Source organism: Nocardioides endophyticus, from assembly GCF_039543845.1.
Classification (GTDB): Bacteria; Actinomycetota; Actinomycetes; order Propionibacteriales; family Nocardioidaceae; genus Nocardioides; species Nocardioides endophyticus.
Genome location: NZ_BAABKN010000015.1, coordinates 374,063 through 392,664, shown reverse-complemented (window position 1 = coordinate 392,664; position 18,602 = coordinate 374,063). Strand labels below are relative to the sequence as shown.

The following is an 18,602-nucleotide window of genomic DNA, read 5'->3' as shown; positions in this document are numbered from 1 at the left end:
CCGCCCGCTCGTACGCCTCCTCCTTCAGGTTCGCGTGCTCAGCGATCACCGCCGGCGGCTCGAACCGCCGATCCTCCTGCAACAGATTCGACAGGGTCCCACCGTCAGACAGAGCTTCGCTCACTGCCTCTTCCTATCGACTCGAACCGAGCGTCGCGCCGGTCTCGGCGCATTGCGTGCATGCGTTCGGGCCATGCCAAGCGAAGGGCACGTCCCAGCGCTTTGCGAAGCTACTTGCGTCCCGACCGCACGCGGCGAACGGCGTGCCATAGGTCTTTGCGTGGAGGCGCACGAGAAAGTCTGCGCCGTCTCCGCGAGGTTGTTGCTCAACGGCCTCGAACCACAAGACCGTGCCGCTTCGGGTGCTCACAACCGCTCGATGATGGTGGCGTTGGCCATGCCGCCGCCCTCGCACATGGTCTGCAGGCCGTACCGACCCCGGGTTGCCTCGAGGTGGTTGATCATCGTGCCCATGAGTCGCGTCCCGGAGGCACCGAGGGCGTGTCCGAGCGCGATGGCGCCGCCACGAGGGTTCAGCCGGTCGGGGTCTGCGCCCAGTGCGATCTGCCATGCCAGGGGTACGGGAGCAAATGCCTCATTCACCTCATAGGTGTCGATGTCGTCGATCGTGAGGCCGGCCTTGTCGAGCACCTTCTGCGTTGCCGGAATGGGGGCGGTGAGCATCAAGATCGGGTCATCGCCGGCCAGCGCCATCGCGTGCACGCGCGCCCGCGCCGTCAAGCCGAGCCGCTCGGCGACGTCCTCCCCCATCACCAGGGCGGCCGAGGCGCCATCGGTAAGGGGCGAAGAGTTGCCGGGCGTGATGTTCCATTCGATTCCAGGGAACCGCTCCGTCATCTCCGGGGTCGCGAACGAAGCGCGCAGGCCGCCGAGACCCTCGGCGGTGGTGCCGGGGCGGATGGTCTCGTCGACGCTGACGATCTGTTCGGTGCCGTCGGCAAGGCGGATGGTGACGGGCACGATCTCATGGTCGAAGCCACCTTCGGCGGCGGTCCGCGCGGCGCGCTCGTGCGAGCGAGCGGAGTAGGCGTCGAGCGCCTCGCGATCGAGCGCCCACTTTTGAGCGATCAGCTCGGCCGAAACGCCCTGGTTCACCAGTCCGGGCGCGTAGCGCTGGTGGATCCGCTCGCCATAGGGGTCGAGGCCGATAGTGGGAGCCCCGATGGGGACCCGGCTCATCGACTCCACGCCACACGCGACGGCAATGTCGTAGGAGCCGGCCATGATGCCTTGGGCCGCGAAGTGGAGCGCCTGCTGGCTGGACCCGCACTGCCGGTCGATCGTGGTCGCCGGGATGCTCTCGGGCCATCCGGAGGCCAGCACGCCTTGGCGTCCGATGTTGACGGCCTGCTCCTTGGCCTGGCCGACGCAGCCGGCGATGACGTCGTCGACCAAGACGGGGTCGATGCCCGTGCGGTCGACGAGAGCGGTCAGCACGGTGCGCAGTAGCTCCACCGGGTGACACTCCGAAAGGGCTCCTCCCGCCTTGCCGCGGCCGGCGGGGGTTCGCACGATGTCGACGATGACTGCCTTGCGCATGGGGTTCCTTTCAGAGTCCGGTCGCCGCGGGGGCGCTCAGCGCCGGCGCGACCAGTTGTGGATGTTGTTGCGTTGGATCGCGGACGAGCCGCCGATGATCGGCATGAGCAGCGAGTCGCGCACGTAGCGCTCGACGTCGAAGTCGGCGACGTACCCGTAGGCGCCGAGGATGGTCTGCGCGTCAAGGACGACTTGCTTGCAGGCCTCGGTGACGAAGAGCTTGGCCATCGAGGTCTGGACTCCGCAGCGCTCGTTGCGGTTGGCGAGCTCGGCGGCGTCGTCGAGGACGAGCCGAGAGGCGTAGAGCTGAACCCGCATGTTGGCCAGGGTGTGGGCCACCGACTGATGCTTGACCACGGGAACGCCGAACTGCTCACGCTGCTCGGCGTAGGCCAGGGCGTCCTCGTAGGCAGCGATCCCGAGCCCGAGGGCCATGGCGGCGACCTCGAGCTTCTCCACGTCCAGGCCGGTGCCGGTGATCATCGACCAGCCGCGGTTCCATCCTTCCTCGCCTCCCATGAGCAGGTTGGCGGGGACTCGCACGTCCTCGAAGGTGACGTCGGTCGTCTTGCTGCCCTTGATGCCCATGGCGTCGATAGGGGTGATGGTGACGCCCGGGGCGTCCGGCGGTACCAGGACCAGGCTGAGGTTGCGGTACCGCTCCCCGGAGGGGTCGGAGTTCGCGAGGGTGTAGATGTAGTCGCTGATCCCAGCACCCGTGCAGAACCGCTTGGCTCCGTTGATGACGAGCTCGTCTCCGTCTCGGCGCACGGTCGTCTTCACGCTCGCGAGGTCTGCGCCGACGTCCGGCTCGGTCCACCCGTAGGCGAACAGCATCCGACCCGCGGCGATCTCAGGCAGCCAGGTCTCCTTCTGCTCCTCCGAGGCGCACTCGACCACAGTCATGCCCGCGTAGCAGCTGGCCATGATGTACGGGATGGCCATGGCCATGCTGCGCTTCGAGAGCTCCTCGATGACCATGAGGGTGGCGTGGATGTCGCGTCCGACTCCTCCGCGCTCTTCGGGAATCGCGAGGCCCATCACACCGAGCTCGGCGAGCTTGTCGAAGACCGGCCGGGGGAACTCGGCGACCTTGTCCCATGCCGCCGCGTCGGATCGCGTCATCTTCTCAGCCACGAAGCGGCGCACGATCTCGCGGAGCTCGAGGGCGTCCTCGCTGAGGTACGTATTGGTGTCGAGGCTCATCAGCGGCCCTGGAACTCGGGCTCGCGACGCTCGCGGAAGGCCGCGACGCCCTCGGCATGGTCGGCGGTCCGGTTGGACAGCGCCTCATACGCAAGCGAGGTGTCCATGATGGAGTGCGCCAGCTGCTTGAGCCCGATATTGACCGAGACCTTAGACCAGCGGATCGCCTTGGTTGCGCCCGAACGCAGGCGCTGTGCGAACTCGTCGACCTTCGCGTCGAGGGACTCGGCGGGGACGGCGTGGTTGATGAGGCCCATGTCGGCGGCCTTCGTTGCCGGGATGAGCTCCCCAGTCATCAGGTACTCCTTGGCTCGGGCGTAGCCGACGAGCTGTGGCCAGATGACAGCGCCGCCGTCGCCAGCGACGAAACCCACCGAGACGTGCGGATCGCCGATGACCGCGGTCTCGGCGGCGAAGATCACATCACAGAAGAGTGCGATCGTCGCGCCGAGGCCGACGGCGGCACCGTTGACCTTCGCGACGATCGGCTTCTCGAGGTCGAGGAGGGAGAAGATGATCTGCTTGGCCTCCACGACCGTCTGCTCAAAGCTCTCCGGGTTGTCGATGGCGTCCTGCATCCAGTCGATGTCCCCCCCGGCAGAGAACGCCCGACCGGCACCGGTCAGCACGACCACGTCGACTCCGGAGTCGCGCTGCAGGTCGACGAAGATGGTCGAGAGTTCCGTGTGCAGGCGGGCGTCGGTCGCGTTGAGCTTCTGCGGGTTGTCGAGGGTGACCGTGGCGATGCCATCGGTGACCGTGACGTCGATGCGCTCATACTCGGAGTACATGGCGACGTCCTCAGTTCCCCGCACCAGCGGCCTTGTAGGTCTCACGCGCGATGATGGTCTTCATGATCTCGCTGGTGCCTGCACCGATCTCGTGGTGCTTGGCGTCGCGGTAGAGGCGAGCAGCCGGGTACTCCTCCATCAGGCCGTAGCCGCCGAGGATCTGGACCACCTCGCGGGAGGCCTCGACCGCGACCTGCGAGCTGTACAGCTTGATGATGGCCGAGGAGCGCGTGACCTGCTCACCACGCTCGAGCTCACGGATGAGGTGGTAGAACATCACCCGCGACATCTCCACGCCGGTGGCCATCCGAGCGATCTTGTCGGCGGTCAGCTGGTACGAGGAGAGCTTCTCCCCGAAGACCTCTCGCTGGCTGGAGTACTCGACGGCCAACTCGAGGCAGGCCTGGGCGATGCCGGTGTTGGACGCCCCCTCGAAGACGCGCTCGAGGTCGAGGCCCTCCAACATGTAGTAGAAGCCCTCTTCGACCTCGCCGAGCACCTGTGCCGGAGACACGCGGACGTTATCGAAGAAGACCTCAGCGGTGGGCGAACTGCGCAAGGACAGCTTGTCGAACGGCTTGCCGACCGACAGGCCGGGAGTGTCCTTCTCGACCAGGAACGCGGTGCCGCCGCGGGCGCGTCGACTCTCACCGCTGGTTCGGGCGAAGACCATGAAGACGTCGGCGATCGGGGCATTGGTGATGAAGGTCTTGGAGCCGTTGATCACCCACTCGTCGCCGTCGAGGCGGGCGGTCGTCTTCGGGCTGAGCGCGTCTGATCCGCCGTGCGCCTCGGTCAGGCAGATCGAAGCGGACGAGGTGCCGGCGATGAGGGGCACCAAGTACTTTCGCTTTTGCTCCTCGGTGCCGCGCTTGATCAAGTGGCGGGCGATCAGGCTCATGTTCACGAACAGGGTCGCGTCGAGGCCGGCATCGACGCGGGCGGTCTCCTCGGCCACGATTGCTCGCGTCATCAGGCTGCCGCCCCCGCCGCCGTACTCCTCGGGTGCGAAGCACCCAAGGAGCCCTTGGTCACCCATGAGCTTGAGCAGGTCTGCCGGGGGCCGACCGGCGCGCTCCATATCCCGAACAATGGGCTTTACATGCTTGTCCATGAACTGTCGGACCACAGCCTGGAACTCGCGCTCGTCCTCGGTCAGCAGGGACTGCGCTACGGAATCGTTTACCACCTTGTTCTCCTCTGTCGTCGCGCTCAGAGCCCGAAAAGGGCGCGGACGCGGTCGGTGTCGCTGTCGGCGAGCCGCTGGGTGTAGCCGGTTCGGCCGATCGGGGGCAGACCGCCCTTCTGGGTCAGGTCGACGCGCATCTCGAGGGTCTTCAGGCCGACGCTGAGGGTCTCGAAGACTGGGATGCCGTCGCCGATGCTGTGCAGGCCGGCAGCGGCGGCCATGGTGCTCAGGCCGGCCGACCCGATCACGATGGCGCCGGCACCGGCGTCGGCGAGTTTCTCGGCCTGACGGCGGACGTCCTCGACGATGAGATCCGGGTCGAGGAAGCCCTGCGTGAACGCCTTGGCCGACGGGGTCTCGATGCGCTGGACTCCGACACACCGGTCCAGCAGGCCGTTGCGGGCGATCAGGCTGTGGCAGGTCTCGGCCCAAGCCCGGTCCTCGACGGTGACCACGCCGAAGCGGTAGGCGTAGGAGCTCGCCAGGTGGAGTGTCGCCTCCCAGGGTCCGACGACCGGGATGTCGACCAGGGTCCGTGCCTCGAGGATCCCAGGATCGCCGCTGCAGGCGACCATCGCACCGTCGACGCCCTCACGGCCGGCGTCGAGGATGTTGTGGGCGACATCGACCGCGTTGAGGAAGTACGGATAGCTGAACACCGTGTCCGAGGCGCGCTTGAGCTTGGCCCACCGGTGGACGACCTCGGTCTCGGGCCGCTTCACCCGGTCGAAGACCTCGGTGACCATCTCGGTGTAGGGCTCGGATCCACGCTCCGCGTTGATGTGGACGACGGCAAGTCTCATGTGATTACCCCTCAAAAGAATCAAGCGCTCGTTCGATATTGTGTCAAGTGCGGGACAGGGAGTCAAGGTTCGATCGGGTCGGGTTGTGGTTCAGCGCGTGGCTAGAAGTCGAGCGGGCCTTCAGCGCAGTGCGCCGACCGATAGACCGCCGCAGACGGTCAGGGTCTGACCGGTGATGTAGCCCGCGTCGGGTGAAACCAGGAAGGAGACGGCTGCGGCGATCTCCTCGGGCTGGCCCGGGCGTCCCGCGGGGATCTGGGCGACCTGCGCGTCTTGGAAGTCAGCGGGGGTGCCGAGGAACATCCCCGTTGCGATGACGCCGGGCTCGATGCAGTTGACCGTGATCGCATTGCGAGCGAGCTCGACGGCTGCGGAGCGCGTCAGACCCTCGATGCCGCCCTTGGCCGAGCTGTAGCTGAGGCCCGCGACGACGCCGCGCGCCGCGACCGAACTGGTGTTGACGATCCGACCGCGACCGGCGGCCTTCATGCCAGGAGCGAACGCTCGCACCGTGTGCATAGTCGCGTAGAGATGGGTGCGCAGCACGAGGTCGAAGTCGTCGTCGGTGACCTTCGAGAGGACCGCATTGCGGACCGCTCCGGCTAGATTGACCAGCGCGGTCGCCGGCTCGCCCCATGCCGCCTGCACCTGATCTTGAAGGTCCTTGACGCGTCGGGGTTCGCTGATGTCGCAGATTGCGGGAACAGCTACTCCGCCGTCGGCGACGATCGCGTCGACCACTGCGGCAGCTCCGTCCTCGGCGATGTCGACGACAACAACTCGCCAGCCGTCAGACGCCAAGCGCCGACAGGTGGCTGCTCCAAGTCCTCCACCGCCTCCGGTGACGACGGCGACGCCGCTGTGCACGGTCATCATTTCCGCTCGTAGTTGGGGCTGCGGCGCTCGAGGAAGGCGGTGATCCCCTCGCGGTGGTCGGTCGTCTCGAAGAGAGCTGAAAAGATGTCGACCTCGCGTCGGTGGCCTTCGTCGAGCGAGTGACGCAGACGGAAGTTCGCTGAACGCTTCGCCGCCTCGACCGCAAGTGGTCCAGCGGAGTTGATCCGCTTGGCGATGTCGAGGGCGACCTCGACGGATGTGCCTTGCTCGCAGACCTGGTCGACCAGCCCCCACCGCGCCGCCTCAGCGGCAGTGAGACGGTCGCCGGTGAACAGCAGCCGTTTGGCGGTGCCGAACGGCAGCGCCGAAAAGAGCATCTGAGTGCCGCCGGCGCCGGGGATCAGACCGAGCTGCACTTCGGTGACCCCGATCTTGGCCTGTTCCTCAGCTAGGGCGAAGTCGCACGAGAGCAACAGCTCCAGACCTCCGCCGAGTGCGTGGCCGTTGATGGCCGCGATCACCGGGACGCGCAGGTCGAACAGCACGTTCTGCATCCGCTGTACCCGCAGCGCCATGTCGGCGGCGCCGCGTCGGTCGATCTCCGTGAAGTACCGGATGTCTCCGCCAGCGACGAAGCAGCGACCCTCACCGGTGAGGATCATGGACCGCAGGGAGGTGTCCTTCTCCACCTGCCGGGCGGCGCTCTCGATGTCCGCGGCGACATCGGGGTGGAGGGCGTTGACCGGTGGGTTGGCGATGGTGACGACACCGGTCGCGCCGACACGCTCGAGGCGGACGTATTGGTAGCTCATCAGAGGCTCTTCTCATCAGGTGCGCGATGCTCAGAGCAGTCGGCGCACGATAGGCATGGGCAGGACCCGCAGCCCGGCGGCAAAGGCCGACCAGGGCCATCGCGGGACACAGGCGTCGCGCACCTCGCGCTGGATGGCGTCGACCATGGCCGCGCACCCGACATCGGCATCTGTGAGCAGCCAGTGGCGACGACCGGTCCGGGTCTGCATCTCGGAGTCGATGTAGCCCGGGCGGATGGTCGAGATGGCGATAGGGAGGCCCTGGGCACGGACATCGCTGCGAATGCCGGCGGCGAGATGGTTCAACGCCACCTTGGACGCGGCATAGACGTTCATGGGTCCGGGCATGCCGCGGCCGGCGACCACCGAGGAGATGACCGCGAGCTGTCCGCTGCCCTGGCGATACAAGACGCGCATCGCCGCTTCGCACTGGGCGATTCCGCCTACGAAGTTGGTCAGCGCCGTGTCACGGTTTCCACTGAATCGCCCTGCGCCTAAGGCAGAGCCCTTGCCCAACCCGGCGTTGACGACGATCCGGTCGAGGCGACCCGACTGCTCGGCAGCGGCCTCGAACACCTCGAACACGGCGTCATGGTCGGTAACGTCGAGAGCAAACGGCGTGACGGTTCGGCTGGGGTGCTGCTGCTGGATCGAACAGCGCAGCTCCTCGAGCCGGCCCAGTCGCCGTGCAGTGATCACGAGATCGGCACCCCGGGCCGCGAAGACCCGTGCCATACCCTCGCCGAGTCCCGTGCTGGCGCCGGTGATCAGTACTGTCTCGCTCATCAGCCGACACCGGTTCCAACGGCCCGGAAGACGGGCACGGTTCGTCCGGCGAGCTCGGCGAACTCCAGCTCAACTCGGTCGCCGATCGCCACTGCACCGATCCCCGTGACGTCACCGACGGCACCGACGCCGCATCCAAGGTCGATGTCCAGCCCGACGATATGGGACATCATCACCGGTCCCTCGTCGAAGCGGACCAGCGCCACGACGTACGGGGCATGTGCGGCGAACGCCCCGCTGCCGCGGTGCACGACGCTGAACGACTCCACGACAGCGCCACCCCCAGGGCGCCGCCATTCGAGGGCGGATGTCGGTGCCCAACAGTGCGAGCAGAGGCTGCGCGGGTAGAACTGCCAGGCATCGCACGTCGTGCAGTGCTGCAGCCAGAACTCTCGACGGGCACAGCCGTCCCAGAACACGGTGGCTGCATCGGCCTGGGGGTCGACGGCCCTGACGGGCTTGATGGTCACGGCGTCCTCCGAGTCCTCACCGGGCAGCGTGGGGGCGCCTTCTTCGCTGGTGTTCATCAGGCCCTCCCCAAGACCACGAAGCCGTTGTTGGCCAGCCAGCTGCCCTGGCCATGGACCAGGCCGCGGTGGGCGTTCGCGACCTGTCGAGGTCCGGCCTCCCCGCGCAGTTGGGTCACCGCCTCGACCACCGAGTCGAGAGCGGCACCCATGCCTGGGTGGCGGAACGCAAGGGTGCCGCCATGAGTGTTCATGGGGAGCCGACCGCCGAGCTCGATGGCACCGCCCTCGACGTACGCACCGCCCTGCCCGGGATCGCAGAAGCCGATGGACTCCAGCAGGATCAGCGGGACGATCGTGGCTGGGTCGTAGAACTCGACGAAGTCGATATCATCCAGCGTGATCTCCGCGTCGCGCAGCGCGAGGTCGGCGGCGCGGCGGATGTGGTCGAAGCGAACCAGGCTAGGCGCCTGGGACAGGCTCATGAACGCGCTGGCCTCCCCGTATCCGGCGAGGGTGACCGAGCGGTCGTCGATGCGTTCGCGAGAGACGACGAACCCTTGCGCGCCGCCGGTGGAGATCAACGCCAGCATCGAGCGGGTCAGTGGGGTTGAGACGACGGTGTCGTTGACAACCGAGTCCACGCTGAGCTCCCCAGACACCTCGGTATGGGGGTTGAGGAGTCCGTGCTTGCGGATGCTGACCGCAACCTGGGCAAGTTGCTGCGCCGAGGTGCCGTACTCGTGGATGTGCCGGGCCGCCATGAGCGCGAAGGCGGTAGGGATGAGTGGTCCGAACGGGCGCTCGTAGATGCCGTCAAAGCTCTTCATGTACAGCTCGATCGCGCCCTCGAGGCCGAGCGTTGTGGCGAAGTTGTCCGCAGACAACACCAGAACGTTGGTGGCGAGGCCGGCGCGGATGGCGGACCTCGCGATGTTCAGCACGTCAGTGGCCGGGCGGCCCCCGTAAGGAGCCATGGCGGTGTAGACCGAGCCGAGACCGAGGTACTCGGCCACCTCGGCGGGGTTGCGCTCGAACGGCTGGGGGATCGACGAGGACAGCACGAGCCCGTCGATGGCAGAGCGTTCCAGCCCGGCATCCGCGACCGCACCGACGGCGGCAGCAGCCAGCAGATTCATGTACGCCGGGGCCGGCCTACCACGGCCCACGATCTCCTGGGCGACCCCCGAGACGTAGATCGGGGCGTCGACTCTCACGGCTGTCCCTGCGGCTGCACCTCGGACTGCGCCGGGGACTGGGGGCGGTCATGCGGCGGCTTGCCCGCCTCCTCGGCCAGGCCCTTGCGCAGCACGAACTTCTGGACCTTGCCTGATGCGGTGCGCGGCAGGTCGTGGAGCACCAGCAGACGCTGCGGCCAGAACGGCTTGGCCATCCCGGCGGCATCGAGGAACGCGACGACGTCCTCCAAGGTGAGGGCTGCGCCACCTTCGCGCGGCACCACCACTGCGCAAACCCTCTCCCCCAGCCGGTCGTCGGGATAGGAGACCACCGCTACATCCTGGATGGCGGGGTGCTTGTAGAGCGCGCTCTCGATCTCCACCGCAGAGATGTTCTGCCCACCACGGATGATGATGTCCTTGCTGCGTCCCTCGATCCGGATGGCACCGTCGGGCAGCACCTTCCCCAGGTCGCCGGTGTCGTACCAGCCATCGGGGCTGAATGCGCCCTCGGTGAGGTCGGCGCGCCCGAGGTAGCCGGCGAACACGCCGGGGCCACGCACCTGCAGGTTGCCGATCGTCCCGGCCTCAACCGGGGCCAGGGTCTCGTCGACGACTCGCGTCTCCTGCCACGGCACCGGGTAGCCGTCGCTGGCGTCAAGGACTTCCACGCTGGATCCGAGGTGGTGGATGCTCGCGATGCCCGTCTCCGAACAGCCCCAGAGCGGAACCAGGCTGGTGGCGAAGATTCGGTCCATGTCCACGGCCACCCCGGGCGGGATGGAAGCACCTCCGCAGGCGAAGGCCCGCAGCTTGCTGGCCAGCGGACGGTTGCGGTGGCGCTGCGCGTCAACCATGTCGAGTGCGAAGGTCGTGGCCGAAAGCGTCCAGGTCAGTCCTTCGGTCTCCATCATGTCGAGCATGCCGTCGACGTCCCACAGGTCCTGGTAGACCACCTTCTGCCCCATCGAGAGCGGCACGAGCATGCCGTGGATGAAGCCGGTCAGGTGGCCGAGCGTCGAGGCCATGAATGCGACATCATCAGAGGTCAGATCGAGGGCGTCCACGATGACGTTGCGGTAACCGGACCAGGCCGTATTGAAGGTGTGTAGAGCCGCCTTCGGCTTGCCTGTGGTGCCCGAGGTGAAGACCAGCATCGCGAGGTCGTCGGCGCCTGGCCGCAAGGCCTCAAGGATGGCTGGGAGCTTGGGGGCGAGTTCGCGGCGGGGCTCGATGAAGTGTCGGGCGAAGTCGTGCTCGGCGTCGACCGTGGCGTCGCCGTCGGTGAAGAAGACATGTGTCAGCGACGGGACCTCGCGATGCAGGCGCAGGGCCATCTCCTCGAAGTCATATCCACGGAACCGCTGAGGAGAGACGTAGACCTTGGTGCCAGCGTCTTCCATCATGTGCCGCACTTCGTGCTCCCGGTAGATGATGGGGATTGGGTTGGGGACAGCGCCGACCCGCATCGTCGCCAACGCCAGGGCCGGGCCCTCCCAGCCGTTCGCAACCTGGATCGAGACCACGTCCCCGCGTTCTACGCCGAGCCCCACCAGCACTGCAGCGAACCGGTCGACGTAAGCCCGCAATTGGCCGTAGGTAACAGTCTCCGGAAGCGTGCGGCCCTGGACATAGGAGACGACGGCTGCCTTGTCCGGACTGGCGCCGGCGTGGTCGAGGAAGTCATCAAGGAAGGTCCGGTCGCGCCACTGCCCGTCGCCGCGGAAGCGCTGGACGTCGTGGGGGTCGAAGGTTCGCATCCCTGCGCCGAGCCGGGTGCCCTTGTGCTGTCGAAGCTCCATCGCCGATCTCCTTGAACTTGGCGCCCTTCACTAGATTAAAATCTAACGGGCGCTCGTTTTGTAAATTACAGCGCACGACTGCCGGGGTCAACCGTCGCCGGACACGAGGCAGACGCGGTACGGCGAGTGATGCCGGCCGCCATCGCCCTGGGTCAGACAGGGGTGGGGCTGCCGCCCGCCATCCGGCGGGCAAGCTCCACGAAGTCGTTGGTCAGCACGTCGAGACCAAGTGCCCCGGACGGGTCGTACCAGGTCGAGATCGCCGTGACGGCCGAGAGGATCGCGTTGCGGAGGACCCCGGGGTGCTGGAACGAGAAGACGCCCTGGTCCGCGCCATCTCGGAGGATCTCTCCCAGGATGACATCGAAGCGGTCACGCAGCTGCATGTAGGACTCCTGCCGGTCCGAGGTGAGCGAACGGACCTCGATGCTTGCGATGAAGGTCTCTTCGCGCCGCACGACGTGCCAGCGAACAAGGGTTCGGATGTAGGCGTCGAGTCGCTCGACCGGAGCGGTGAGTCCCTCGAGGCTCTCTTCGAGGTCAGTCACGATCTCCTCGAGCAGGTCCACGAGTAGCCGGTGCAGAAACTCTTCCTTGCTGGAGAAGTAGTAGTAGAGCGACCCGGGCTTGAGGCCAGCCGCCTCGGCGAGCTGGCGGGTGTTCATCGCCTCGAAGCCGTGCCGGTACAGCAGGTCCACACCGGCGGTGCGTACCCGATTCCAGGTCTCGTCTCGGTTGGATCCTGCGATTCTCACGCCATGCCTCTCTTCGTGCGTTCCGTGGAGCGGCGCAGCGGCGGGCCTGCCTGGGGCAACCGCTGCGCCGCCTCCACGTCATTCCAGGACGAGCGTAGACGGCTTGAGCGCGCCGTCGGTGTACTGGAAGACGTTCATCGTGACAGCCGCGAACCCATCGTGGCCGTCCGCGAAGGAGATGGTCGCATCTTCCGGGACCGAGACGCCCGGGTAGGGCTCCAGGTCGTTGAGCGCATCAGCCAGGGCCTCCCCGCCCTTGCCGCTGGTGGCCTCCAGCGACTGCTGGAGGATGTGCACGGCGTCGTAGGACTGTGCGGCGAAGTCGTTAACGCCGGCTTCTCCGTCGTGCTTCTCGGCGTACTGCTCGGTGAACTCCTGATAGCGGGGGTTCTCCGGGTCCCTAGCGAGCGCGACGTACAGGCCGGGGAGCGTGTTGTAGGCGTCGCCGCCGACAGAGACCGCGTCAGGGCCGATCATGGTAGTGAGGCCCATGACGGGCACGTCAAGGCCTTCCTCAACCATCGACTTGAGGATGAGTCCGTAGTCGGCGCCAGCGGAGCCGGCGATCATGACGGCGTCGGGATTGTCGCGCTTGGCCTCCTGGACGACGGACGCCATGCTGGAAGCGCCGGTCGTGTACTGGATTGCCTTGACGTCGATCCCGAGCCCGCCGGCCTGGTCACTTGCGATCTCGGCGTAGCCCTGGCCGACGGCGCCGTTGTCGTAGAGCAGGGCGACCGACTGGGCTTTGAGCGGCTGGGCGATGCCGATGGTGGCGGTGGCGAGCTGCTCGATGTCGACGGTGACCCGATAGACGTATTCGGAGCCCTCGGTGACCTCGGTCGCCGAAGCGGCGGGCACCAGGAAAGGGACCTTGTTCCGCTCCGCCACCTCGCGCACCGCGAGCGCGGAAGCGCTCGCGAGGGTGCCGACCAGAGCAGTGACCTTGTCGACGGTGATCGCGCGCTGCGCAGCCTTGGCGGCATCGTCGGCCGTGAGCTTGTCGTCGTAGACCTTCAGTTCGAGGTCGCGACCCTCGACACCTCCGTCGGCGTTGATCTCCTCGACGGCCATCTTGACTACGTCAGCCATCTGTTCGCCGGTCACGGCTGCCGCGCCGGTGAGAGGGGCGAGCATGCCGATGACGATGGCGCCGTCGTCGCTGCCGCCACCATCGTCGCTGCTGCCGCAGGCGGTCAGCATCATCGCGCCAGCGACGAGAAGCGCGGCGGCCGCCGACAAACGGCTCTTGGCCCTAACCTTGGACATGACTGTCTCCTTCGGCCTCGTGGGACGCCAACACGGCGTCGCCAGGTAGATGGGACGCTCCGAAGTAGGCCCTCCGGATGGCGTCCTTATCCGTGTCCTCCGTCGCGGCACTGAGCGTCACGACTCCCGAGTTCAGGACCACGATCTTGTTGCACAGGTTTCGCAACCTGGTGTCGTTCTGCTCGACCACGACGAGAGAGAGCTGCTCGCGTCGTAGGTCGGTCAGAGCGTCGTAGATCCGGTCGACTACGGCCGGCGCAAGGCCGAGCGAAGGCTCGTCTAGTAGCAGCAGCCGTGGGCCGGTCACCAGGGCGCGGCCGATCGAGAGCATCTGCTGCTCGCCGCCCGACATGAGACCCGCGAGCTGGTCGGCGCGGTCGGCCAAGATGGGGAAGAGTCCATAGACCAGGTCGGCGACAGCGGCCAACCTGCGGCGTGCGCCGCGGAAGGTCCGCGCGCCGGACGCGACCAGCAGGTTCTGCTCGACGGTCAGGGCGCCGATGACCTGGTGTCCTTCCGGGAGGAGGACGAGGCCCTGGCGGGCGCGACGATCGGGTGACATGCGGCCCAGGTCGCGGCCTTCCAGCTCCACGGTCCCGTTCTCCGGGACCAGGCGCCCGGCGATCGTGGCCATGAGGGTGGACTTGCCGGCGCCGTTCATCCCCACGACGCCGAGCGCGTCGCCGGCGTGGAGACCGAGGTTGATGTCGCGGATGGCGTGGGCACCGCGGCGATAGCCGGCATCGACTTTGTTGACCTTCAATAGCTGCTCAGCCATGGGCGGCCGCCTCCGATCCCAGATAGGCACCGACCACGCGTTCGACCTGGAGGACGTCCTTCGGCGCGCCGTCGGCGATCAGCTCGCCGCTGTCCATGACGACCATGCGATCGCTGATGCTGGCCACGAAAGAGACGTTGTGGTCGATGACGATGACGGTGAGGTGACGCCGTCGCAGATGCTCGATGACGCCCGCGAGATGTCCGCGCTCGTCCTCGGTCAGTCCGGCGCCTGGCTCGTCGAGCATCAGCAGAGCAGGGCTGAGCATCAGACTGCGGGCGATCTCGGTCAGCCGTTGCACTCCGTAGGGCTGGTCCGAAGCGCGACCGCGGGCACGATCGCCCAGGCCGAGTTCGTCAAGGAGCGCGAGCGCTTCAGCGCGTCGGCTGCGGTCGTCGGCGCGGGCCACGCGGGAGAAGAGGCTCTGTCGCAGCAGTCCGGCGCGGGCCCGGATCTCCCCGCCCAGCATCACGTTCTCGACCAGAGTGAGGTCCGGCACGAGGCTCGGGAGCTGGAAGGTCCGCCCGATACCTCGCTTGCGACGTTGGTGGGGTGCGTCGTTGAGGATGCTGCGGCCTGCGAAGAGGACGTCGCCCGAGGTCGGGGTGACCTCGCCTGTGATCGAGTTGAAGAGGCTGGTCTTGCCTGCGCCGTTGGGCCCCACCATGCCGACGACCTCCCCGGCCTGGAGGGCGAGCGTCACGCCCGAGACGGCGCGGACGCCGCCGAACTGGACCGTGACGTCCTCGACGACGAGGAGCGGCCGGCTCGAGTCGAGGCCCTCTGGGGTCAAGACTTCCTCGTCGAGCTTCGACACCGTCGCGGAAGTCGCGGATGACACGGTGGGGCGCACCGGCGACCACTGCTGCCAGGCTCGTGCGAGCAGATTGGCAACTCCGTGACGGCCCACGGACATCAGGACGATGACTGCGACGCCGTACACGATCGGCTCGAGGTCACCCATGCGGGCGCCGACCTCGTCGATGAGGATGAGGACGAGCACCCCGAGGAAGGGCCCGAGGAAGGTCCCGGCGCCGCCGATGACCGTGGCCAGCAGGAGCTCGATCAGCCGCGAGATGGAGAACGCCTCCGGGGAGATGATGAGCTGGAAGTGCGCATAGAGGGCGCCGGCGAGGCCCGCGAGCGCTCCGGAGAGGACGAAGACGGCGAACCGGATCTTGGCGTCGTTGACGCCCGAGGCCGCGAGGGCTCGCGGCGTCTCGCGCAGGGCGATCAGTTTGCGGCCGAACCCGGAGCGGGAGATCCGCCAGGTCAGCTCACCCACAGCCCAGACCACGAAGAGGCTGAACAGCAGGTAGGAGGGGTCGCCGCCGAGGAAGGTGTGCGAGCCGATCGAGGGTGGATCGATGAGGTAGATGCCTCCGGCACCTCCGGTCACCTCGTCCCACTGGGCGAAGACCTCGATGGCGGTGACCGCGAATCCGAGGGTGACGATCGCGATGAAGATGTCTCGGAGGTGGCTGGTGGGGAAGATCAGGATCGCGGCGAAGACCGACGCGACCAGCATCGCGAAAGGGAAGGACAGCCAGAACGGCATCCCCCACTGGTTCTCGGCGTACACGCTGGCGTAGGCGCCGATGCCGTAGAAGGCGATGCTGGCCAGTGAGAAGATCCCGGCGTAGCCGAAGACGAGGTTGAAGCTCGCGGTCAGCACATAGGAGATCGCGCCCGCCGTCGCGAGATAGGTCATGTAGGAGTCGCCGGATGCGAAGGCGTAGAGCGCGAGCAGCGCTGCCGGGATGGCGACATGGACGGCAAGGTCGGGACGCAGCAGTGTCTTGCTCAGGAAGGACATTTCGGTCACACCCGTTCCGACGTAGTCGAGCTGATGAAGACGCCCTGCGGGCGGAGGTACAGCGCGACGAGGAGCAGCACGAAGATCGGCGTCAGGATGAACTCAGTCGTCAGATACCGCGCGACGAGCGCACCCAACGCCGCGACCAGCAGGACTCCGAGCGCCGTGGAGCGCAGGCCACGGATTCCACCGACGACGGCAGCCACCAGCGCAAGGAGCAACAGGTGCATCGACAAGGCGACAGAGACGCCGGCGATCGCTACCTGCAGGACTCCGGTCGCGGCCGAGCAGAATCCGCCGATCGCCCATGCCAGCAGGTGATAGCGGCCAGCACTCGTCCCGTAGAGGCGGGCCAGCGGCTCGTTGGCGGCGCAGGCCTCCATCGTGCGACCGATCATGGTGCGGTCGAAGAGCAGGATCACCACAACGGAGATGACGACACCAATGCTGATGACGACTAGGCGCTGGTAGGTGAGGGTCGTGCCCAGCACCTCGACGGAACCCTGCAGCCAGGGGTCGGCAGCCGTCGAGACCCCGCCGAACACACGGTGTCCGACGGCTTCGAGGACGACGGCGAACCCGAAGGTGGCCAGGGTCATCGCGACGTGCGGCGCGCCCAGCAACTTGCCCGGCAGGATCGTGGTCGCGTACATGAGAACACCGAGCAGGGCACCGACCAGCAGAGCGACAATGACACCGACCGGGCCGTTGCCCAGCTCGACGCTGGTGTAGGCGGCAGTGATCGCGACCGCGCCGGCAGCGAAGTTGATGACCCCACTCATCCGGTAGATCACGCTCAGCCCGACGGCGAGCGGCGCGAGGACCGCTGCCTCGGAGATGGCGTTCAACAGCAACGTCACGAACGCACTCCTTCCGATGCTGGGTGCCTCAGCGGCACCTCGATTCCCTCCGAGACCAGCCACCTGCGCACGGTGCGGCGCAGGATCTTCCACTCGCCGTTGCCGAGGCGGTACTCGTCGTCGTAGGTCGCCGCGACCAGGCTTGGCCTGTCGGAGTGGTCGACGCATATGGCGAAGGAGTCGCTGACGCCGGTGGCAGCATCGTCCGCAGTTCGGGTCACCAGGTGGTTCGTCGTCCAATGGTGGGTTGAGGCGAACGCGCCACGGACGAAGTCCAGTGCGGTCGCAAGCTCGGCGTGCCCGGCGAACCGGCCCGTCCGCTTGCCGACGATGTACTCCCCCCCGGGGTGCCAGATCGACAGGAACGTCTCAAGGTCTCCATGGTCAACGCCGTGGCAGTAGCGAGCGCCCAGCTCAATGCACTTGGTGCGGACCCACAGTTCCTCGAGCTGCTGGGCCGGGGTCGGCTCTCGGGTGTCCATCACTGACTGCCCTTCCTCGTCTGCTCGGTGGCGCGCGAGCGGTCCAGCTGTCGTTGTCGTTTCGCGAGCCAGGAGCGGCTCTGCAGCGGGTGGAGGTCGAAGCGGTCCTCTCCGTCGTACTGAGCCAGCTGCTCCCGGGCGTGGACCGGCCAGTTGGGGTCCGCGAGCGCTTCGCGGCCGAGGGCGACCAGGTCGGCCTGACCGTGGCGCACGATGGCGTCGGCCTGCTCCGCGTCGGTGATGAGTCCAACCGCCACGGTCGGGAGGCCGACCCGAGCCCGCAGCTCGGCCGCCCAGGCGACCTGGTAGCCGGGCACGATGGGGTGTACGTAGGCACCTCCGTAGCCCCCCGAGGAGCAGTCGATCACGTCGACGCCAGCATCCCGGAGCCGTGCCGCGAACGCGACGGTTTGCTCGATGTCAATGCCGTCGGCGCCGTTGTCCACAGCTGCCACGCGCACGAGAAGCGGCTTGGAGTCCGGCCAGGCGGTTCGCACGGCATCGACCACCTGCAGGGGGAATCGCATCCGCGCCTCGAGCGAACCGCCGAACTCGTCGCTGCGAGTGTTGCTCAGCGGCGAGAGGAAAGCGTGCAGAAGGTAGCCGTGGGCCATGTGCAGCTCGACCACATCGGCGCCGACTGCGTTGGCGCGCAGGGCGGCGGCCCGCCACTGCTCAATCTGCCGGTCGAGGTCGTCGCGACTGAGGGCGACCGGCCGCTGCCAGCCGTCGAGATATGGCTCGTCGGTGACCGAACGGATCTCCCAGTTCGCGTGCGCCGGCCGAGCCGACTCGGCCATCCATGGTGGCAGCGTGGCCGCCTTCGGGCCGGCATGCGCGAGCTGGACGCCGAACGCGGCACCCGCGGCGTGTACGACGTCGACTATCCGGCGCAGGGGTGCGACCTGCCCGTCGTCCCACAGGCCGAGGTCTCCGTAGGTGAGCCGGCCCTCGGGGCTGATCGAGGTCGCTTCAGCCATGACCAGGCCGAAGCCTCCCAGAGCGAACCGGCCGAGGTGGACGAGGTGGAAGTCGTCAGCGATCCCATCGGTCGCGGAGTACTGGCACATCGGGGAGACGACGGTGCGATTGCGCAGGGTCGTCCCCCGCAGCGCCACCGCATCAAACAGCCGTGCTTCCGCCTGTTCCATCATTCCCTCTCCAGCTATCGCCTTATGAATCGAGCGGCCGTTAGGTAACGTAGGTCACAA

Annotated in this window: 18 protein-coding genes; all 18 read right to left on the bottom strand. The window is 67.2% G+C overall.

The annotated features are described in order from the left end of the window. Positions 1-366: 366 nt before the first annotated feature. Positions 367-1,560 (bottom strand): thiolase family protein, encoded by a 1,194-nt coding sequence (locus ABEA33_RS14470; RefSeq protein WP_345527502.1) that lies wholly within the window; start codon positions 1,558-1,560, stop codon positions 367-369. Between the two features lie 36 nt (positions 1,561-1,596). Next, positions 1,597-2,766 carry an acyl-CoA dehydrogenase family protein gene (locus ABEA33_RS14465; RefSeq protein WP_345527501.1) on the bottom strand — a complete coding sequence of 390 codons (1,170 nt, stop codon included), beginning with the start codon at positions 2,764-2,766 and terminating at the stop codon, positions 1,597-1,599. Then, entirely contained in the window at positions 2,766-3,557 is a 792-nt protein-coding gene (locus tag ABEA33_RS14460) for an enoyl-CoA hydratase/isomerase family protein (protein WP_345527500.1), read from the bottom strand. Before ABEA33_RS14460 ends, ABEA33_RS14465 begins: the two co-directional genes overlap by 1 nt. Positions 3,558-3,567: 10 nt before the next feature. Continuing rightward, positions 3,568-4,746 (bottom strand): acyl-CoA dehydrogenase family protein, encoded by a 1,179-nt coding sequence (locus ABEA33_RS14455; RefSeq protein ID WP_345527499.1) that lies wholly within the window; start codon positions 4,744-4,746, stop codon positions 3,568-3,570. A gap of 23 nt (positions 4,747-4,769) precedes the next feature. Continuing rightward, positions 4,770-5,549, bottom strand: a complete 780-nt coding sequence (locus tag ABEA33_RS14450; RefSeq protein ID WP_345527498.1) for an aspartate/glutamate racemase family protein — start codon at positions 5,547-5,549, stop codon at positions 4,770-4,772. 120 nt (positions 5,550-5,669) lie between these two features. Beyond that, positions 5,670-6,422 (bottom strand): SDR family oxidoreductase, encoded by a 753-nt coding sequence (locus tag ABEA33_RS14445; RefSeq protein WP_345527497.1) that lies wholly within the window; start codon positions 6,420-6,422, stop codon positions 5,670-5,672. Further along, positions 6,422-7,198, bottom strand: coding sequence for an enoyl-CoA hydratase/isomerase family protein (locus tag ABEA33_RS14440; RefSeq protein WP_345527496.1), 777 nt, complete (start codon positions 7,196-7,198; stop codon positions 6,422-6,424). The genes ABEA33_RS14445 and ABEA33_RS14440 overlap by 1 nt, the downstream gene beginning before the upstream one ends. A 30-nt stretch (positions 7,199-7,228) precedes the next feature. Continuing rightward, positions 7,229-7,984, bottom strand: coding sequence for an SDR family oxidoreductase (locus tag ABEA33_RS14435; RefSeq protein ID WP_345527495.1), 756 nt, complete (start codon positions 7,982-7,984; stop codon positions 7,229-7,231). Next, positions 7,984-8,511, bottom strand: coding sequence for a Zn-ribbon domain-containing OB-fold protein (locus ABEA33_RS14430; protein WP_345527494.1), 528 nt, complete (start codon positions 8,509-8,511; stop codon positions 7,984-7,986). Before ABEA33_RS14430 ends, ABEA33_RS14435 begins: the two co-directional genes overlap by 1 nt. Next, positions 8,511-9,668 carry a thiolase family protein gene (locus tag ABEA33_RS14425; protein WP_345527493.1) on the bottom strand — a complete coding sequence of 386 codons (1,158 nt, stop codon included), beginning with the start codon at positions 9,666-9,668 and terminating at the stop codon, positions 8,511-8,513. Before ABEA33_RS14425 ends, ABEA33_RS14430 begins: the two co-directional genes overlap by 1 nt. Continuing rightward, the gene (locus ABEA33_RS14420) at positions 9,665-11,431 is read right to left on the bottom strand and encodes an AMP-binding protein (protein ID WP_345527492.1); all 1,767 of its coding nucleotides are present in this window, start codon (positions 11,429-11,431) and stop codon (positions 9,665-9,667) included. The genes ABEA33_RS14425 and ABEA33_RS14420 overlap by 4 nt, the downstream gene beginning before the upstream one ends. 152 nt (positions 11,432-11,583) lie before the next feature. Beyond that, positions 11,584-12,186 carry a TetR/AcrR family transcriptional regulator gene (locus tag ABEA33_RS14415; RefSeq protein ID WP_345527491.1) on the bottom strand — a complete coding sequence of 201 codons (603 nt, stop codon included), beginning with the start codon at positions 12,184-12,186 and terminating at the stop codon, positions 11,584-11,586. Positions 12,187-12,264: 78 nt separating this feature from the next. Beyond that, positions 12,265-13,455: an ABC transporter substrate-binding protein gene (locus ABEA33_RS14410; RefSeq protein WP_345527490.1), complete on the bottom strand. Its 1,191-nt coding sequence runs from the start codon at positions 13,453-13,455 to the stop codon at positions 12,265-12,267. Beyond that, positions 13,442-14,233, bottom strand: coding sequence for an ABC transporter ATP-binding protein (locus ABEA33_RS14405; RefSeq protein WP_345527489.1), 792 nt, complete (start codon positions 14,231-14,233; stop codon positions 13,442-13,444). The genes ABEA33_RS14410 and ABEA33_RS14405 overlap by 14 nt, the downstream gene beginning before the upstream one ends. Further along, the gene (locus tag ABEA33_RS14400; RefSeq protein WP_345527508.1) at positions 14,226-16,049 is read right to left on the bottom strand and encodes a branched-chain amino acid ABC transporter ATP-binding protein/permease; all 1,824 of its coding nucleotides are present in this window, start codon (positions 16,047-16,049) and stop codon (positions 14,226-14,228) included. The genes ABEA33_RS14405 and ABEA33_RS14400 overlap by 8 nt, the downstream gene beginning before the upstream one ends. A 5-nt stretch (positions 16,050-16,054) precedes the next feature. Continuing rightward, entirely contained in the window at positions 16,055-16,909 is an 855-nt protein-coding gene (locus tag ABEA33_RS14395; RefSeq protein WP_345527487.1) for a branched-chain amino acid ABC transporter permease, read from the bottom strand. Continuing rightward, entirely contained in the window at positions 16,906-17,391 is a 486-nt protein-coding gene (locus ABEA33_RS14390; protein WP_345527486.1) for a nuclear transport factor 2 family protein, read from the bottom strand. Before ABEA33_RS14390 ends, ABEA33_RS14395 begins: the two co-directional genes overlap by 4 nt. Beyond that, positions 17,391-18,542, bottom strand: coding sequence for an NADH:flavin oxidoreductase/NADH oxidase (locus ABEA33_RS14385; protein WP_345527485.1), 1,152 nt, complete (start codon positions 18,540-18,542; stop codon positions 17,391-17,393). The genes ABEA33_RS14390 and ABEA33_RS14385 overlap by 1 nt, the downstream gene beginning before the upstream one ends. Between the last annotated feature and the right edge of the window lie 60 nt (positions 18,543-18,602).

Coding starts and splice junctions, on each gene's coding strand:
- ABEA33_RS14460 (WP_345527500.1), bottom strand. CDS start 3,557: ATGTACTCCGAGTATGAGCGCATCGACGTCACGGTCACCGATGGCATC.
- ABEA33_RS14420 (WP_345527492.1), bottom strand. CDS start 11,431: ATGGAGCTTCGACAGCACAAGGGCACCCGGCTCGGCGCAGGGATGCGA.
- ABEA33_RS14385 (WP_345527485.1), bottom strand. CDS start 18,542: ATGGAACAGGCGGAAGCACGGCTGTTTGATGCGGTGGCGCTGCGGGGG.
- ABEA33_RS14390 (WP_345527486.1), bottom strand. CDS start 17,391: ATGGACACCCGAGAGCCGACCCCGGCCCAGCAGCTCGAGGAACTGTGG.
- ABEA33_RS14435 (WP_345527495.1), bottom strand. CDS start 7,984: ATGAGCGAGACAGTACTGATCACCGGCGCCAGCACGGGACTCGGCGAG.
- ABEA33_RS14440 (WP_345527496.1), bottom strand. CDS start 7,198: ATGAGCTACCAATACGTCCGCCTCGAGCGTGTCGGCGCGACCGGTGTC.
- ABEA33_RS14445 (WP_345527497.1), bottom strand. CDS start 6,422: ATGACCGTGCACAGCGGCGTCGCCGTCGTCACCGGAGGCGGTGGAGGA.
- ABEA33_RS14405 (WP_345527489.1), bottom strand. CDS start 14,233: ATGGCTGAGCAGCTATTGAAGGTCAACAAAGTCGATGCCGGCTATCGC.
- ABEA33_RS14400 (WP_345527508.1), bottom strand. CDS start 16,049: ATGTCCTTCCTGAGCAAGACACTGCTGCGTCCCGACCTTGCCGTCCAT.
- ABEA33_RS14450 (WP_345527498.1), bottom strand. CDS start 5,549: ATGAGACTTGCCGTCGTCCACATCAACGCGGAGCGTGGATCCGAGCCC.
- ABEA33_RS14470 (WP_345527502.1), bottom strand. CDS start 1,560: ATGCGCAAGGCAGTCATCGTCGACATCGTGCGAACCCCCGCCGGCCGC.
- ABEA33_RS14430 (WP_345527494.1), bottom strand. CDS start 8,511: ATGAACACCAGCGAAGAAGGCGCCCCCACGCTGCCCGGTGAGGACTCG.
- ABEA33_RS14465 (WP_345527501.1), bottom strand. CDS start 2,766: ATGAGCCTCGACACCAATACGTACCTCAGCGAGGACGCCCTCGAGCTC.
- ABEA33_RS14410 (WP_345527490.1), bottom strand. CDS start 13,455: ATGTCCAAGGTTAGGGCCAAGAGCCGTTTGTCGGCGGCCGCCGCGCTT.